A 15754-nucleotide genomic window follows, 5' to 3' on the forward strand; every position below is an offset into this window, starting at 1 on the left:
GCCCTATTTCTTCCTGAACAGGCTGGCGAGGGCCGAGGTCTTCTGGACGGCCGGCGGTTCGCGCCGGCTGATCAGCCGAGCCAAGTGGTCGATGCCCTCGGCGGCCTTCGACTTGGGTGCGACCTCAGCGACCATCTGGCCGTTGTTGGCCGCTTGACCGAAGGGCTTAGGATCGAAGGGCAGGACGAGCGACGGCGTCAGGCCCAGGGCCTCGCCGAAATCCTTGACCGGAATCTCGGGACGGCCGGGCACGCCGACCTGGTTGAGCACCAGGCGGGGCGGCGCGTCGTTGGGCCGGGCCTGGCGGACCAGGTCGATGATGTTCTTGGCGTTGCGCAGGCTGGCCAGATCGGGCGTGGCGACCACCACCAGGTCGTCGCTGGCGATCAGCACGCGGCGGGTCCAGGCGCTCCAGCTATGCGGCAGGTCCAGCACCACGAACGGCGCGGCGCCGCGGATCTTCTGGGTCACTTCCTCGAAGGCGTCGGCGGGAATCTCATAGTCCTGGTCCAGCGCCCCCGGGGCGGCGAACAGCGACAGGCGATCGCCGCAACGCACCATCATCCGGTCCATCAGCACCGGATCCAGCCGGTCGGGCTGGGTCAGGGCGTCGAGCACGCCCTGCAGCGGGTCCTGGTTGAAATCGAGGCCCGCCGTGCCGAACGGCAGGTCGAGGTCGACCATCACCGTGGCCGCCTGGACGCGCTCGGCCATCGACCAGGCGAAGTTGTGGGCCAGGGTCGAGGATCCGACGCCGCCCTTGGCGCCGACGAAGGCGATCTGCCGGCCAATGAACGGGGCCGAAGGGTCGGCATAGAGGTTGGACACCGCCCGGATGATCTGCAACGGCCCGGTCGGCTGGGTGATGTACTCGCTGACCCCGCGGCGCATCAGTTCGCGATAGAGGGCGATGTCGTTGGTCTGGCCGATCACCACGACCTTGGTGCCGGGGTCGCAGACCTGGGCCAGGCCGTCCAGCAGGGCCAGCATGCGCGGCGCGGGATCCAGGCTTTCGACCAGCACCAGCGAGGGGGTCGACTGGTTCTGGTAGTAGTCGACCGCCGCCGCCAGGCCGCCGGGCCGGGCCGAGGTCGAGGCCCGGGTCATGCGACGGTCGGCCGAAGCGGCCTCGACCAGGACCACGGTCTCGGGCCGGGCGCAGAAGGCGTGGATGGTGATGCGCGGCACCGCCGCCTCGCCCATCTCGGTCTCAAGCAGCGCGGGAGAGTCCTCAACCTGGGTCGGAGCGGTGGAGATCGACGTCATGGCGGGCGGCGGGCTGATCGGCGTGTCGAACGACGGCGCGGAGGCGTGGAGCGACGCAACCGACGGCAGATCCACGAACGGCGCGGTCGAATCGTCGGCCGGGCGCGAAGGCGGAAAGTCGGCGAAGGGATCGGCGCTTTCGGAGAGCGCCGGCGCCGCGCGCCACGGGTCGGAACCGGGCGCGGCGAAGTCGTCGTCGGCTTCGAAGCCGAGATCGAAGGGGTCTTGATCGGTGCGCGCGGGCATCAGTTGATCGCCTTCGAAACGGCGCCGTTGGCCTGATCTTCCCTGGCCGACGCCGTGGCCTCGCCCTTGCGGTACTTGCCAAAGACGGTGTCGCGACGCCCGGCGTCGGCTGGCGTGCTGGCGCGGGGACCCAGCAGGTCCTCGGGATTGGCCACCTGCGCGGCCATGTTGGCCGCCACGGCGCAACCGAAATTGTCGTAGGGCTTGTTGTCGCGGGTGGCGGCGATGTTCTCCCAGCTTCCGCACTTGGGGATCTCGGCGTGGTAGCGCAGGAAGCCCACCTTCAGCGGCGCGCCCGGCTGGCCGCCGGCGTCATAGCCGGTGATCCGCACGGCGCCCGCCGGGGCGCCCAGGGCCAGCAGCCGCTGGCGGGCGACGTCGGCCATGCGGCCAGCCACGGCGGTCTCCGCCCCGCCTCTGGGCGCGATGATCAGGATCTCGCGGCCTTCGGCCTCGAGCCACCGTCCCAGCAGGTCGTCGAGGGCCTGCAGCTGATTGCGAGACAGGCCTTCGGCGTGGGGCGCCAGCAGAATTTCGTCGGGATGAGCTTCGACCTTCACCCGGTCGGCCCAGGCCTCCGTGCCGGTCAGCGGCATGTCAGCCTTCTCCGTCACGCCCGTGGAGGCGCAGGCGCTCAGCAGCGTCAGGGTCAGGCCGGCGGCCGCGGCCTTGAGCAGCAGCGCCGTTGCCGACAATTGAGTTTTGGGTCGCGTCATGTCCGCGTTCTCACTCGATCACATAGCCGACGGGGCCTTGATAGGCGCGTCCGAGATTGGCCCCGGCCGGCGCCTTGACCACCTTGTTGAGCCGACCCAGCAGGACCGTGCTCATGTCGCTGGCCGTCTGCAGGCCGTCGGCCGGAGTCTGCAGATCCTGGGGCTTGGCGGGATCGACGATGTAGGGGGTGATGATCACCACCAGCTCGGTCTCGCCGTTCAGATAGTCGCGCGAGCGGAACAGGGCGCCCAGCACCGGCAGGCTGGTCATGCCCGGCAGGCTGTCGATGTTCTGCTTGGTCTGCTGCTGCAAAAGGCCGGCGATCATCAGCGAACCGCCGGAGGGCAGCTCGACGGTGGTCTCCGCCCGCCGGACGGTCAGGCCCGGAACGCTGAGATTGGTGCCGCCCGTGCTGCTAGCCAAGGTGAAGGCGCCCAGGCTGGTCAGCTCCGAGACTTCGGTCGACAGCTTCAGCGAAATGCGGCCGCCTGACATCACCACCGGCGTGTAGCCGAGGCCCACGCCATAGGGTTTGAACTCCAGCGAAATGTGGCCCGTCGTGTCCTGGGCGACCGGCACTGGGAATTCCCCGCCGACCAGGAACTTGCCGGCCTCGCCTGAAACCACCGTCAGGTTGGGCTCGGCCAGGGTTCGCACCAGGCCGGCGCGTTCAAACGCCTGGATCATAGCGGTGGCCGAGTTCAGGCTGTCGCTGCCGATGCGATCGACACCGACGCAATTGGCCATGTTGGATCCGCTGAGTTGGGTGCTCTTCGCGCAGTCGGCCGGTCCGATGGCGATCGGCTGTTTGGTGGTGTCGAGCTTGTAGCCCCCCGTCGCGCCGCCGATCAGGGCGCCATTGACGCCATAGGTCGGGCTCATGCCGAACGCATACTGGGCCCCGCCCAACTGACCGAGCACGGCGCCGGAGTTGAAGCCCAGTTGCTTGATCACATTGCGCTGGACCTCGACGATGCGGACCTTGAGCATCACCTGGTCCTTGCCGGCGATGGTCAGCATGTTGAGGACGTTTTCGGGCTTGAGCACGAACTGGCTGGCGATCTGCGAAGCCATGCTGGCCTCGCTGGCGTTGGCGACCATGCCGGTCAGGATGACGCTGTCGCGGATCGGTTCGACCCGGATGTCGGCGTGGGGCAGCACCCGGCGCAGGGTGTCTTCCAGCTGGCCGGAATCCTGGTCGACGCGGATGGCCAGGCTGAGAATCCGGCGGCCGGCGGCGTCGAAGAACACCGCGTCGGTCGAGCCCTGGCCCACGCCCAGCACATAGATGCGGCGCGAGCCGCGCAGCACGGCGTCGGCCACCTGCGGATTGGTCACCAGCATGTCGCGCACGTCGACCGGCAGCTCGACGATCGCCGACTTGCCGCGCGGCAAGGTCAGGCTCTGGCTGTCGGACCCGGCGGTGAGACTGACGCGCAGCACCTGCTCGGCAGGCGGGGCCATCATCGGCGCGGCGACCGGGCGCGGCGCGGACGGAGCCGGCGCGCGATAGAGGTGGGTGCCGCCCACCGGCCCGTCGGCCAGGGCGGCGGTCGTTGGCGCCAGCGCCAGGGCGGCGGCGAGCGAGGCGTGGAGGAGCCGGCGGATCATGGGCGGACCGAGATGCTGGAGGTCTGGCCGCCGCGATTGAGGTGGACGACGGCGGACTCTTGGGACGGGACGCCGACTCCGGACGGACCGCCCAGGTCGGTATAGGCGCGCAGGGCCAGGGTGATCGGACCGCCGGCCTTGGCGCGGGCCAGGGCCTCGGCTTCGGCCGGGCCGACCTCGAGGGTGGCGGTGGCCGCAACGATGGTCTTGGCGTCCTTGCCGGCCGTCGTGCTCTGGTCGAGGGCCAGCACTCGCACATTGCGCAGCACGGTCTCGGCGATGGTCTGCTTGCCGGTCGGACCCTCGCCCTCGCTGCCGCCCTGCGTGTCGTGAGTCTGGAGCACATCGACCCGGTCGCCGGGCAGGACGAAGCCGCCAACCGCCGTCTCGGAGGTCACCGGCACGGCCATGGCGCGCTTGCCCGGCGACAGCACCACCGAAAGGTAGCCGCCCTCGCCGCCACGGACGATCTTGCGGGAAACGATGGGTTCGCCAGCCAGGATGGGATCGCGGACGATCGCGCCCTCGACGGCCTTTTCCGGCGAGACGCCGCCGATCATGGTCTCGGCCGCGTCGCCGACCGCCTTGGCGGCCTTGGCGCTGGTCGAGGTCGAGACCGCAGTGGCTGCGCCGTTGGTGATGAAGGCGGCGTTGACGGTCTCGGCCGGCCAGGCCTGCCAGGTCACGTCGGCGGCGGTCAGGCGCTCGCCGATCGCCAGCTCCCGCTTGGCGACCAGCACCTGGGTCATCGGCTTGTCGATCGGGGCCGAGGTCTGGACGACCGGCGCGACGCGGGGCTTGCTCAACGCCTTCTGCATCACCACGGCCAGGCCGATGGCCGAGACGGCGGCGATCAGGACGATCATGATGCGAAGAGGATTCATTCAAGCGGCTCTGGCGACGGAGACAGGTCGAAGCGAGCCGCCTTCAGGCGATCACGCACGAATCGTCGGACGGCCGTTCTGGCCACACGCCATGGTCGCGCGGCCATGGTTAACAGCGACTGAAGGCAAAGCTCCGGATCGACGGTCGGCGGGCGCGACAGGCTGACGCGGGGCAGGCCTCAGACGCCGATGGCCAAGGCCAGGGCGCCTTGCGGAAAGGTCGCCAGGGCGCCGACCGCGATGGCGACGCCGTAGGGAATGTCGCCCCCCTCCGCGCCCAGCCTGCGGACCCAAGCCGGGCCGCCGGCGACGATCGGGGCGAACCAGCCTGAGCGCAGGCTGAGAAGACCCAAGGTCAGGGCGCCGCCGGCCAGACCGGTCACCAGCAGGAACGGCAGGACGGCGGGCCAGCCCAGCCATAGGCCGCAGACCGCCAAAAGCTTGGCGTCGCCGCCGCCGATCCAGCCCGCCGCGAACATGCCCATGCCCGCCGCCAGGGCGCAGGCCCCGGTCGCCAGGCAGAGGCCGATGGCCGATGGCGCGGCGCCGCTGATGAGCACGGCGGGAACGAAGGCCGCGATCAGGGCCAGGGAAATCCAGTTGGGAATCGTGTAGCTGGTGAGGTCCTTCAACCCGCCGATCACCACCAGGGCGGGGAAGACGAGCAGCAGGGTGAACTGAAGGATTTGCATGGCGGCCTTGCCTGTTCAATCGCATCCAGTCTGCGCCCATCGCATGAAGCAATGGTTTCCCGCGCGGCGAAATCTGCGCCGCATTGAACGGAATGAGGTCCCCGACCTTGGCGAGGGGGCCCGGCGGGCCTAGCCGCCCGCGAATTCGCCGGCCGCGGCTTGAAAAGCATCCCTGGCATGGCCGCCAAGAACGCCGAAGGCGCCGACGGTCACGAGGGCGATCAGGGCGATGATCAGGCCGTATTCGACGGCGGTGGCGCCGGATTCATCGTTCAGGAAACGCGTGATAAACTTCGACATGATTGGGCTCCTGGATCATCGGAACAAAAAAGGCCCCGGCGTCGCCGCCGAGGCCCTCTTTATCTTCCTGGACGAACGCCTTAGCCGATGGCCTTCGCGGCCGCTTCCAGGCGAGCGTTCAGGTTGGTCCCGAGCGTGGTCACAGCGGCGACGATCACGACGGCGATCAGCGCGATGATCAGGCCGTACTCGATGGCCGTGGCGCCGGACTCGTCGCCTAGGAAGCGGGTGACAAACTTCGACATGGTTGAAATTCCTCAGATCAGGGCCCCGGCGTCGCCGCCGGGGCCTCTTCCTTTTCTAAGACGAACGCCTTAGCCGATCGCCTTCGCAGCCGCCGTCAGGCGAGCGTTCAGGTTGGTCCCGAGCGTGGTCACGGCGGTGACGATCACGACGGCGATCAGCGCGATGATCAGGCCGTATTCGATGGCCGTGGCGCCGGATTCGTCGTTCAGGAAGCGGGTGACAAACTTCGACATGGTGGATCTCCTGTCAGCAAGGAATTTGGGCTCTCAAGCCGTGTCGACTTGCTCACCCCCGAAAACACGATCAATTTCGCCCAACTCATTTAATGTCCAGTAAACGTGGTGCAGCTTTCGGAGTTTTTATTCTGGTTTATTTTGATTTACCATTATTATCACTTAACTATGCGCCTTGGGATCAGCAAGAATTCCCTTGTGTTGCAACGAATCCCGCGACGACTTGACCCGATTACCAAGGCCAACCTTAGGTCTTTATTGACCATTCCAGGTGATGTTGAGGTCCAGACCAAGCGTGAAAGAACGCCCATGCGCCGCCTCGCCCTCGCCCTTTCGGCCGTCCTCAGCCTTCATGCCGCCCCCGTCCACGCCCAGGCGTCTGGCGCGAGCCAGCTTCAGACGGTGTCGCTGGGCGCCGGCCAGGCAAGCCAGATCACCTTGGCCGGTTCCGTGCGGGACGTGGTGCTTGGTGATCCGCTGGTGGCCGACGTCAGCGTCATCAACGAGCACACCCTGGTGGTGCTCGGCAAACGCCCCGGCATGACCAGCCTGATGGCCTTTGACGTCCAGGGTCGCGCCCTGGCTGACCGGCGCATCGTTGTTTCCGAGACACCGGATGACGCCGTCACCGTTCAGCGCGGCGTCATGGCGTCTTCCTATGCCTGCAGCGCGCGCTGCTCGAAACTGAGCGGAGCCGATTCAGCCGCGCCGGCTCCGACCACCCCCTGAATCCAGACCAAGGCTTAAACCTGTGATTAGGGACGCACGCCTTAGGATACGCGGCGCCTCGTTTGAAGGGGCGCTCACCGGTACAGTCCTGATGGCCGATCAATCCCGACCACCGCGCTCCGATCGTCGGTCCGCCTTCATCGCACGCTTCGCGCGCGCCCAGGATGGCGTGACCGCGATTGAATTCGGTTTGGTCGCCCTGCCGTTCTTGGTGCTGTTCTTCGCGATCATAGAATTGGGGCTGGTGTCGCTGGTCTCGATAACCCTGGAAAACGCGATCATCGACGCCGGTCGAACGATCCGCACTGGCGAGGTCCAGACCAATCAGGAAACCGCCGCCGCCTTCAAGACCAAGGTGTGCACGAATATCGGCTGGATCGGAGCGGCCACGTGCGGGTCGGCGCTCACCCTCGACGTCCAACGCGTGCCGAGCTTCGCGAGCGGCGCGACCCTGGAGAAGCCCGCCACGCCCTGCTGGGATCCGGGCGGTCCAAGCTCCATCGTTCTGGTGCGGGCCTACTATAGGTGGCCGCTGATCACCCCGCTGCTCGACACCGGCCTGACAAGTTCCGACGGCGTGCACGAAATCAGCGCCGCCGCGCTGCTGGCCAATGAACCCTATTCCGACACCGACGCCCCGGCGGTCACATGCCCCGCATGACGTCTCCTGCGCGCCCAAAGCGCCTATCGCAGTTCTGGCGTGATCGCCGCGGCGTCTCGGCCGTCGAGTTCGCCTTGCTCGCGCCCGTGCTGGTGCTGTTCTACTGCGGCATGGCTGAGCTGACCCAGGCGATGATGGCGCAGCGCCGCCTCAACCACCTGGCGTCCTCTGTCGGCGACGTCGTCGCGCGGACGCCGGAGCTGACCGACGCCCGCCTGGACGATGTCTTTCATGTGGGCGATACGCTGATGTCGCCCTTCAGCACCACCAAACTCGGTATTTGCCTGGCGAGCATCGTTTCCGACGCCACCGGCAAGGACACGGTCGACTGGTCGCAAAAATATCCAGCCGGCGCGGCGGTCGACTGCCCCGCCAAGGGCGCCGTTGTCAGCATCGACGCCGGGGTCCTGCCAGCCAGCCAGAGCGTGGTCATGAGCAAGGCCAGCTATGGCTACGTCTCGCCGCTCAAGTTCGTTATGCCGGCGGAGATCGTTTTCAACCGCACCCTCTATCTGCGGCCTCGCCTGTCGGACAAGATCACGCGCGTTCCTTAGAGTTCCGCCGCCAGCCGCGCGATCAGGTCGTGCGGCGCATAGGTCGCGCCCTCGAACCGCCGCACCGGCCTGACGCCGATCAGGCTGTTGGTCAGGAACGCCGCCTCGGCCCGTTCCAGCGCCTCGACCCGGACGACCCCGACGACGGTTCGCACGCCCAGTGTCGCGGCCTTGGCCAGCACCCGGGCCCGGGTGACGCCGTTCAGCACGCCGCAGCTCAGGGCCGGGGTGAACAGCGCGCCGTCGGCGATCCAGAACAGATTGGCCGCCGCCGCGCAGGCCAGCTCGCCGCGATTGTTCAGCATCACCGCCTCGTCGGCCCCGGCTTTCAGCGCCTCGCCCCGGGCCAGCACGTTGTCGAGATAGGACAGGGTCTTGAGCCGGGCGGCCGGCGAGCCTTCGTTGCGCCGGGTCCGGGCCAGAATCAGGTCGGCCGGGGCGGTGATCGGCGGCGCGGCGGCGGCGCGGGCGGCCAGGCGGATCGCAGGGGCGGCGGGACGATCCAGCCCGCGCCCGCCGGATCCCGCGGTCAGGGTCAGGCGCACGGCGGCGCGGCCGCTCTCCAAACCGGCCTCGCCCGGCGCCGCCCGGCACAGTTGCGCCGCCGTCTCGAGGTCGGGCGCCGGCAATCCCAGGATTCGGCAGCCCGCCGCCAGCCGCACCAGATGCGCGTCCAGGCACCGGATCTGGCCGTCCACCCACAGCAAAGTCTCGAACAGGCCGTCGCCGAGCAGCAGGCCGCGATCGTCCCAGGGCGCCGTGGGCGGGTTCATCGGCGCGGCGCCTCGAGAAGCGCCCGGCGCAGGGCGGCGAACTTGGCCTCGGTCTCCAGGCGCTCGGCATGGGGGTCGCTGTCGGCGACGATCCCGGCCCCGGCCCGGGCCTCCAGCCGCCAGCCCCCCCCGTCTCGCGAGGCGGCGTCCTCTTCCAGGCCGACGGTGCGGATCAGCACGCTCGACTCGAAGGCCCCGTCGACCCCCGCCCAGAACAGCGCCCCGCAATAGGGTCCGCGCGGGGCCTCCAGCTGGGCGATCACCTTCATGGCCTGGATCTTCGGGGCTCCGGTGATCGAGCCGGGGGGAAAGGCCGCGCGCAGCAGGTCGGCGGCGGTCAGGCCCTCGGCCAGCCGGCTCGTCACCGTCGAGACCAGGTGGTGGACATTGGCGAAGGTCTCGACCCGGAACAGTTCGGGCACGCTGACGCTGCCCGGCGGGCTGACCCGGGCCAGGTCGTTGCGCATCAGGTCGACGATCATCAGGTTCTCGGCCCGGTCCTTGGCGCTGGCCGACAGCTCGGCGATCAGGACGGCGTCCTGGGCCTGGTCGGCGCCGCGCGGCCGGGTGCCCTTGATCGGCTGGGTCTCGATGGTCAGGTCGCCGCCCCCCTCCTTGCCCGTGACCTTCAGGAATCGTTCCGGCGAGTTGGAGACCAGGGCCCGGCCCGGCAGGCGCAGATAGGCCGAGAACGGGGCCGGGCTGGCGGTCCGCAGCTGGGCGAACAGATCGAAGGGGTGGGCGCCCGCCGCCAGCCGCCCGGTCCAGGATCGGGCGATATTGGCCTGGAAGATCTCGCCGCCGACGATGCGCTCCACCACCTGGGCCACCGCCGCCTCATAGGCCTCGCCGTCGTCGACGCTCAGGGCTTCGCAGAGCGGGCCGTCGTGCTCTTTCGGCGACGGTCTCGCCAGCCAGCCGAGCGCCGCCTCGGCCCGGGCCTGGGCGAAGCTGCGCGAGCCGCCGCGGCCGATCGCCAGCACCCGCCGCTGTAGATGGTCGAAGGCCAGCAGGGCCGGATAGCGGGCGCAGGCCAAGTCCGGCCAGCCCGTGCGGGCCAGGCCCAGGCGCTCGACCCGGTCGCCGAGCTCGTAGCTGGCCAGGCCGATCACCCCGCCCTGGAACGGCGGCCCGTCGGGTTCGACCGGCTGGGGCGGCCCGATCAGCGCGGCCAGGGCCGCGAACGGATCGCGCGGGTCGTCGGCCTCCAGGGTCCATGAGGCGTCGGGGTCGCGCAGCAGGTAGGACCAGCGCCCCCCTTGCCCGCCGGAGATCATGGCGCAGGCGAAGGGCTCGTCGCGCCACGGCGCCGCGGCCCAGACCGGGTCGCGCCACGGGGCGCTGATAAGAACGACATGCCGCATCGGCGGGTGATACCGCCGCCGGCGCGTCGACGCTACGATTTCAAACTCGGCCTTACCGCTCGCGCTCGCCGCCGCGGACCAGGAACAGCCCGCAGAAGCCCAGCAACAGCAGGCCGGCGATCGGCAGGAAGCCGGCGATCTGGCTGCTGAAGATCGCCGTGGCCAGGGCGACCAGCAGCGAGCCCAGCCACGCCGTCGCGGTGCCCGACAGCGCATAGAGGCCGAAGAACGCCGCCGTCTTCTCCGGCGGGGCCAGGCGAATCAGCAGGGTGCGGCTGGAGGCGTACTGGGCGGTGACGAACACCGCGATCAGCAGGCCCAGGCCCAGATAGATCAGCTCCGGCGCGGTGCGGAACAGCGGCCCGTTCCAGATCGGCGCGTGGGCGGCCGGGTCATAGGTCCAGAAATAGACGATCCTGTCGCGCCCCATGCCGAGGGTGGCGATCATCGTCGTCAGCGCGCCGGCGATCTCGACCTGCACCGCCCGGCGCGGCCCGAGCGTGCGGTCCAGCCACGGCGCGACCAGGCCGCCGATCACGGCGAAGATGCTCAGCGAGATGCCGTAGGTCATCATCTCCAGCGCCCCCCAGCCCATCAGGCCGGAGGCGAACAGGCCGCCGAACAGCAGCAACGCCGTCATGCCGTCGCAATAGAGCATGCGCGCGGCCAGGAAGGTGGCGACGTCGCGATGGCCCTGCAGGTTGGCGAAGGTGTCGCGCAGCAGGGCGATCCCGGCCCGTAGGCTGGCCAGCCAGCTGCGGCCGGTGCGGGCCGCGTCGGGGGTCCACAGGAAGAACGGGATCGCCCCCAGGGTCATGACCGCCGCCGCCAACGGGCCGGAGATCCGGCTGGGTTCGTTCTGGCTGGCGTCCAGCCCGAACAGCGGCGCGCGCGGCACGCCCGGCCAGTCCACCTGCCCCGGCAGCACCAGACCCCAGAGCATGAACAGCAGCACCGCCACCGACAGGCCGCTGGCCAGGGCGTAGCCGAGGCCGGAGATCAGGGCCGCCCGCCCGGGCGTCGGGCCCGCCGCCCGGCTGAGCAGCGAATTGCTCAGCACGTCGCCCCAGTTATAGACCAGGCCCAGCGCCACCAGGATCAGGCTGGTCGCCATCAGCGGCAGGCCGCCGGCCGGCATCGCCCACCACAGGCCGGCCAGCAGCGGGACCATCACGGCCAGCACGACGCCCAGCATCGGCTTGCGCGGCCCGTACTGCTCGATCATCGCCCCCAGCAGCGGGGCGGTCAGGGCGGTCAGCAGGCCGTAGGTGGTCGAGATGTTGGCGATCAGGGCCTGGCCCTTGACCGGATCGCCGACCAGCACCCGCGAGAAGTACGGCGAGAAGATGTAGATGGTGATCAGGATCACATAGGGATCGCGCGAGCCCTGCTGCAGGATCCAGGCCAGGGCCCCGCCCGGCAGGCCGGACTTGAGCGGCGCGGTCGGTTCACCTTCCAGCACCGCCGCGGGCGAGATTTCACTCATGCCGTATCCGCCCTTGTCGAAGAGGCCGCCGTGCGAAATGACGGCTTGCAGCAAGCGTGGCGATCGATCGGCCGTTTGTCACGACCCAAAGCGCTCATAGCAGGATGTGGGCCCGCACGGCCTCGCGGCCGGCGGCGTCCAGCCCGACCGCCTGCTCCAGATAGCCGTCGACCGAGCCGTACTGGCGCCGCATCTCCGCCAGGGCCGCAGCCAGGTATTCAGCCTCGACGCCGAGGGCGGCGCGGATCGCCGCGTCCGGCAGCCGGCGACCGGTGGCGGCCTCGATGAGCGCGGCGAACTTCGGACCGCGGCGGAGGAAGCGGTCCTCGTCATTGGTCAGCAGGTAGTCGTCGACGAGGTCGTCGTCGGCCACGCCGGCCAAGTGATGGGTCAGGGCCGCCAGCAGACCGGTGCGGTCCTTGCCGGCCGCGCAGTGGATCAGCACCGGCCCGCGGGCCGCGGCCAGGGCCTGGAAATAGCGGCGGAACAGGTCCAGGTGCCGGTCCTTGAAGGGGGCCCGGCGATAATAGTCGACCAGATAGGCGTGGATCGAGGCGACCGACAGGTCCGAGTCGCGCAGGAAGGCGTGCCAGGGGTCCTCGCCGGTGACGCCCAGGTCGTTGTCGATGACCTCGGCGGCGAAGCCTGGCCAGCGGCGCGACGGGTCGCGCCGGCGCTCGTTGGGTCGGCGCAGGTCGACCACGACGGCCAAGTTCAGGGCGGCGATCACCGCCAGGTCGTCGTCGGTGGCCTCGGCCTGGTGGGCGGCGCGAAACAGCACGCCCTTCTTCAGCCGTCCCTGGCCGGCGGCGTAGTCGCCGAAGTCGCGGAAGTTCTCGACGCCTTGCAGGGCGATGTGACGGGTCATGGCGGCTTGTTAGCGCCCGGCGATGACGAAAGCGAGACGCCCGCCCCTGGAGAACCCATCGCGTCGTCCAGGGGAAGAGGCTCTATTTCGGCGGCGCCGGCCGCTGGATGCTCGGCGCCAGGTTGGCCATGATCTCGCGGGCGTCATAGGCCCGCGGATCGCCGCCCGGCTTGGATCCCTTGTGCATCACGATCTCGGCGCTGGCTTCGAACTTCTCGATGGTGCGGACCTCGGCCCGGTTGGCGAAGAAGGGGTCGCCCCAGTAGGGATCCCAGGCCCGCCAGCCGCCATAGCGCGGGCCGTAATAGCGCCAGGCCGGACGCCAGTAGCCGTAGCCGCCGCCATAATAGCCGAACGGCCGGGCGAAGGGGTCCTCGTCGATCACCGTGCGGGCGGAGCGGTCGGTGCGGCGGTCGGCGGTCTCGAACCAGTCATAGCCCTGCTGCACGGTCAGCTCGGCCGCCCGGTACAGCAGGTAGCGCTCGACGGTTTCCCGCGAGGTCAGGCTGTTGCCGGCGAAGGTGACGCGATACCTGTCGCTCTCCAGCCGCTGGTCGGTGAAGCCGCCCGAGGCCTGCTGGCCGGGAAGGTTGGGCTGATAGGGGGTGGCGGTGGCGCAGGCCGTCAGCAGGGCGGCGAGCGCCACGGCCGCGACCAGCCGGGATTTGCCCAGAATGGTCTTGCGAATGCTCATGGCGCGCTCCTCAAACAGAGTCGTTTTTACTGTCAGTATAATGCATGGCCCAGCTTTGTGGTTTCGCCAAGGCCAATGCGTTTCAGGGTTGAAGGAGATCGGCCGCCAGGCCGGACCGGCGGCGTCAGGCTCCGACCGCCACCAGGATCCAGATGACCCGGCCCAGCGCGCCGAACAGCAGGGCCGCCGTGGCCAGGGCCTGGATGCCGAACCCGACCTCGCGCTTGGCCGGATCGGCGACATAGCCGAGGGCGTAGACGATCCGGCCCAGGATCCAGACGACGCCCAGCCCTGCGGCGACCAGGTCGCTCCAATAGATCGCGAACAGCCACAGCGACGGCAGGAACACCACCAGCCATTCCAGGGTGTTGGCCTGGACGCGGATATGGCGCTCCAGGATCGGGTCGCCGGTCATGGCCGGCGGCTGGATGCCGGCTTTCTTGCGGGCGAAGGCGATCCGCAGGGCCATCCAGACATAGAGCAGCAGGGCGACCAGCGTGACGATGGCGACCCAGGAATGCGGTTGCATGCGTGTCCTCCCCCGGGCCCGCTTGGCCGGGCCGGCTACGGAGACTAGAGCCGATTTTGCCTGGCTTTGCATCATCCGGTTGCACGCCGAAGCCTTTGAGGCCCCGTCCCGCCGGGCCGGGGAACCGTCGGTCCGCGCCGCGCGCTTTTGTGGCGAAACGTTCCTCCTCCAGAGGTTTCGACCATGCGCGTTGACTCCACGGCCATCCGCCAGATCGAATACGAACCCGAGCACGGCAAGCTGTTCGTGACCTTCCACGACGGCGACGAATACGTCTATGTCGGGGTGCCGCCGCGGGTGACCGAAGCCTTCGCCCGGGCCCCGTCCAAGGGGCGGTTCTTCCAGCGCATCATTCGCGACCGCTATCCCTACAACCGGATCTGACGCCCCGGCGCCGGGCCGATCCGCATGGCCGCCACCGGATCCCACACCGGTTCCAGAAGGGTGATCTTCGCGGCCCTGGCCGGCAACCTGGCCATCGCCGCGACCAAGTTCGCCGCCTTCGCCCTGACCGGCTCCTCGGCGATGATGACCGAGGCCATCCACTCGACGGTGGACACCGGCAACCAGGGCCTGCTGCTGCTGGGTCTGGCCCGGTCCCGTCGGCCGCCCAGCTCGACCCATCCGTTCGGCCACGGCATGGAGATCTATTTCTGGGCCTTCGTCGTGGCCCTGATGATCTTCGCCCTCGGCGGGGCGGTGTCGATCTATGAGGGCGTGCTGAAGATCCAGCGCCCCGAGCCGATCGGCCGGGCCTGGATCAATTTCCTGGTCATCGGCCTGGCGGCGCTGTTCGAGGGCGGTTCGTTCCTGGTCGCCTGGCGCGAATTCCGGGTCCTGCGGCGGGGCACGCCGTTCCTGGCCGCCCTGCGCCGCAGCAAGGACCCGTCGATCTTCGCGGTGCTGCTGGAGGACGGCGCGGCCCTGATCGGCCTGGCGATCGCCGCCCTGGGCGTGGCCGGCTCGGCCTGGCTGGGGGTCGCCTGGGCCGACGGCGCGGCCTCGGTGGCGATCGGCCTGCTGCTGGTGCTGGTCGCGGTGTTCCTCGCCAACGAGACCCGCAGCCTGCTGACCGGCGAGGCCGCCGCGCCGCGCATCGTCGAGGCGGTGCGGGCGATGCTGGCGGCTGACGGGCGGGTCGACGACGTCGCCGAGGTGCTTAGCATGCACCTGGGCCCGCAGGAGATCCTGCTGGGCGTGACCCTGGATTTCCGCGACGACCTGACGGCGGTCGAGATCGAGGGGGCCGGCGACGACTTCGCCCAGGCGATCCGGGCGATCGACCCGCGCATCACCCGGGTGTTCGTGCGTTCGGGCCGGGCCCGCGCCGCCTACGCCCGTCCGCCGCCGGACTGAGCCCGCCGCGCCCGCCAGGCCTCCGCGGTCTGGCCCCACAGCTCGATCGGGCTGGTCTCGAACGGGGCCGGCAGCTGGCCCGGGCGCAGGTAGGCCGAGCCGAGCCGCCGGGCCACCGCCTTGGACGGCTGGTTGGCCGGGTCGATACAGTGGATGATCTCGGTCCAGCCCAGCTGGTCGATGGCCCAGTCGATGGCCGCGGTCGCCGCCTCGACGGCGTAGCCCTTGCCCCAGGCGCTCGGATGCAGGCTCCAGGCGATCTCGGTTCCCGGCCAGCCGTCCGGCCGCCAGGGGCCGATGCGGCCCGCCCACAAGCCGGTGTCCTTCTCGATCAGCGAGAACATGCCAAAGCCGTGCAGGGCCCAGGATCCGGCCATGGCGCTCATGGCCCGCCAGGTCTGGCTGCGGGCCATGACGCCGCCGATATAGCGGGCCGCGACCGGGTCGGCCATCAGCTCGGCCCAGCGATCGAGGTCCTCGGGGGCCGGCGGCCGCAGGATCAGGCGGGCGGTCTCCAGGGTGGGTCCGGGGGCGACGGGCATGGC

At 69.5% G+C, this 15754-nt stretch carries 20 protein-coding genes; 5 read left to right on the forward strand and 15 right to left on the reverse strand.

What is annotated here, in order from left to right; genetic code table 11:
* Nucleotides 1-3: 3 nt before the first annotated feature.
* From ACIPQB_RS02945 to ACIPQB_RS02980, 8 genes are all read right to left on the reverse strand, one after another.
* On the reverse strand, nt 4-1512 hold the full coding sequence (locus tag ACIPQB_RS02945; protein ID WP_446483697.1) for an AAA family ATPase: 1509 nt from the start codon (nt 1510-1512) through the stop codon (nt 4-6).
* Complete coding sequence (locus tag ACIPQB_RS02950; protein WP_446483698.1) at nt 1512-2228, reverse strand: CpaD family pilus assembly protein; 717 nt, start codon at nt 2226-2228, stop codon at nt 1512-1514. Before ACIPQB_RS02950 ends, ACIPQB_RS02945 begins: the two co-directional genes overlap by 1 nt.
* 10 nt (nt 2229-2238) lie before the next feature.
* Nucleotides 2239-3840 (reverse strand): type II and III secretion system protein family protein, encoded by a 1602-nt coding sequence (locus ACIPQB_RS02955; RefSeq protein WP_446483699.1) that lies wholly within the window; start codon nt 3838-3840, stop codon nt 2239-2241.
* Entirely contained in the window at nt 3837-4724 is an 888-nt protein-coding gene (gene cpaB, locus ACIPQB_RS02960) for a Flp pilus assembly protein CpaB (protein ID WP_446483700.1), read from the reverse strand. The genes ACIPQB_RS02955 and cpaB overlap by 4 nt, the downstream gene beginning before the upstream one ends.
* 179 nt (nt 4725-4903) lie before the next feature.
* The gene (locus tag ACIPQB_RS02965) at nt 4904-5416 is read right to left on the reverse strand and encodes an A24 family peptidase (RefSeq protein ID WP_446483701.1); all 513 of its coding nucleotides are present in this window, start codon (nt 5414-5416) and stop codon (nt 4904-4906) included.
* Between the two features lie 129 nt (nt 5417-5545).
* Complete coding sequence (locus ACIPQB_RS02970; RefSeq protein ID WP_446483702.1) at nt 5546-5716, reverse strand: Flp family type IVb pilin; 171 nt, start codon at nt 5714-5716, stop codon at nt 5546-5548.
* A gap of 80 nt (nt 5717-5796) precedes the next feature.
* A complete protein-coding gene (locus ACIPQB_RS02975) occupies nt 5797-5961 on the reverse strand; it encodes a Flp family type IVb pilin (RefSeq protein WP_446483703.1) in 165 nt (54 codons plus the stop codon).
* Nucleotides 5962-6030: 69 nt separating this feature from the next.
* Nucleotides 6031-6195, reverse strand: a complete 165-nt coding sequence (locus ACIPQB_RS02980) for a Flp family type IVb pilin (RefSeq protein ID WP_446483704.1) — start codon at nt 6193-6195, stop codon at nt 6031-6033.
* A 105-nt stretch (nt 6196-6300) separates the two neighbouring features.
* On the opposite strand from ACIPQB_RS02980, the gene ACIPQB_RS02985 reads away from it, so the two are divergent.
* From ACIPQB_RS02985 to ACIPQB_RS02995, 3 genes are all read left to right on the forward strand, one after another.
* Nucleotides 6301-6924: a pilus assembly protein N-terminal domain-containing protein gene (locus ACIPQB_RS02985; protein ID WP_446483705.1), complete on the forward strand. Its 624-nt coding sequence runs from the start codon at nt 6301-6303 to the stop codon at nt 6922-6924.
* Between the two features lie 91 nt (nt 6925-7015).
* Nucleotides 7016-7585 (forward strand): TadE/TadG family type IV pilus assembly protein, encoded by a 570-nt coding sequence (locus ACIPQB_RS02990; protein ID WP_446483706.1) that lies wholly within the window; start codon nt 7016-7018, stop codon nt 7583-7585.
* Complete coding sequence (locus tag ACIPQB_RS02995) at nt 7573-8139, forward strand: TadE/TadG family type IV pilus assembly protein (RefSeq protein WP_446483707.1); 567 nt, start codon at nt 7573-7575, stop codon at nt 8137-8139. The genes ACIPQB_RS02990 and ACIPQB_RS02995 overlap by 13 nt, the downstream gene beginning before the upstream one ends.
* On the opposite strand, the gene ACIPQB_RS03000 is transcribed toward ACIPQB_RS02995, so the two are convergent.
* From ACIPQB_RS03000 to ACIPQB_RS03025, 6 genes are all read right to left on the reverse strand, one after another.
* On the reverse strand, nt 8136-8912 hold the full coding sequence (locus ACIPQB_RS03000; protein ID WP_446483708.1) for an aminotransferase class IV: 777 nt from the start codon (nt 8910-8912) through the stop codon (nt 8136-8138). The two genes, ACIPQB_RS02995 and ACIPQB_RS03000, sit on opposite strands and share 4 nt — an antisense overlap.
* Entirely contained in the window at nt 8909-10276 is a 1368-nt protein-coding gene (gene pabB, locus ACIPQB_RS03005; protein ID WP_446483709.1) for an aminodeoxychorismate synthase, component I, read from the reverse strand. The genes ACIPQB_RS03000 and pabB overlap by 4 nt, the downstream gene beginning before the upstream one ends.
* A 52-nt stretch (nt 10277-10328) precedes the next feature.
* Entirely contained in the window at nt 10329-11762 is a 1434-nt protein-coding gene (locus tag ACIPQB_RS03010; protein ID WP_446483977.1) for an MFS transporter, read from the reverse strand.
* 94 nt (nt 11763-11856) lie between these two features.
* On the reverse strand, nt 11857-12630 hold the full coding sequence (locus ACIPQB_RS03015) for a tyrosine-protein phosphatase (protein ID WP_446483710.1): 774 nt from the start codon (nt 12628-12630) through the stop codon (nt 11857-11859).
* Nucleotides 12631-12712: 82 nt separating this feature from the next.
* Entirely contained in the window at nt 12713-13324 is a 612-nt protein-coding gene (locus tag ACIPQB_RS03020; RefSeq protein WP_446483711.1) for a CC0125/CC1285 family lipoprotein, read from the reverse strand.
* A gap of 124 nt (nt 13325-13448) precedes the next feature.
* Nucleotides 13449-13853, reverse strand: a complete 405-nt coding sequence (locus tag ACIPQB_RS03025; RefSeq protein WP_446483712.1) for an MAPEG family protein — start codon at nt 13851-13853, stop codon at nt 13449-13451.
* A 183-nt stretch (nt 13854-14036) separates the two neighbouring features.
* Between ACIPQB_RS03025 and ACIPQB_RS03030 the strand changes: the two genes are divergently transcribed.
* Nucleotides 14037-14237: a KTSC domain-containing protein gene (locus ACIPQB_RS03030; protein ID WP_446483713.1), complete on the forward strand. Its 201-nt coding sequence runs from the start codon at nt 14037-14039 to the stop codon at nt 14235-14237.
* Between the two features lie 24 nt (nt 14238-14261).
* On the forward strand, nt 14262-15209 hold the full coding sequence (locus ACIPQB_RS03035) for a cation diffusion facilitator family transporter (RefSeq protein ID WP_446483714.1): 948 nt from the start codon (nt 14262-14264) through the stop codon (nt 15207-15209).
* Here ACIPQB_RS03035 and ACIPQB_RS03040 read toward each other — a convergent pair.
* Nucleotides 15185-15751: a GNAT family N-acetyltransferase gene (locus ACIPQB_RS03040; protein ID WP_446483715.1), complete on the reverse strand. Its 567-nt coding sequence runs from the start codon at nt 15749-15751 to the stop codon at nt 15185-15187. The genes ACIPQB_RS03035 and ACIPQB_RS03040 overlap by 25 nt on opposite strands.
* Nucleotides 15752-15754: the final 3 nt, after the last annotated feature.

This window comes from Caulobacter sp. LARHSG274 (assembly GCF_052871235.1).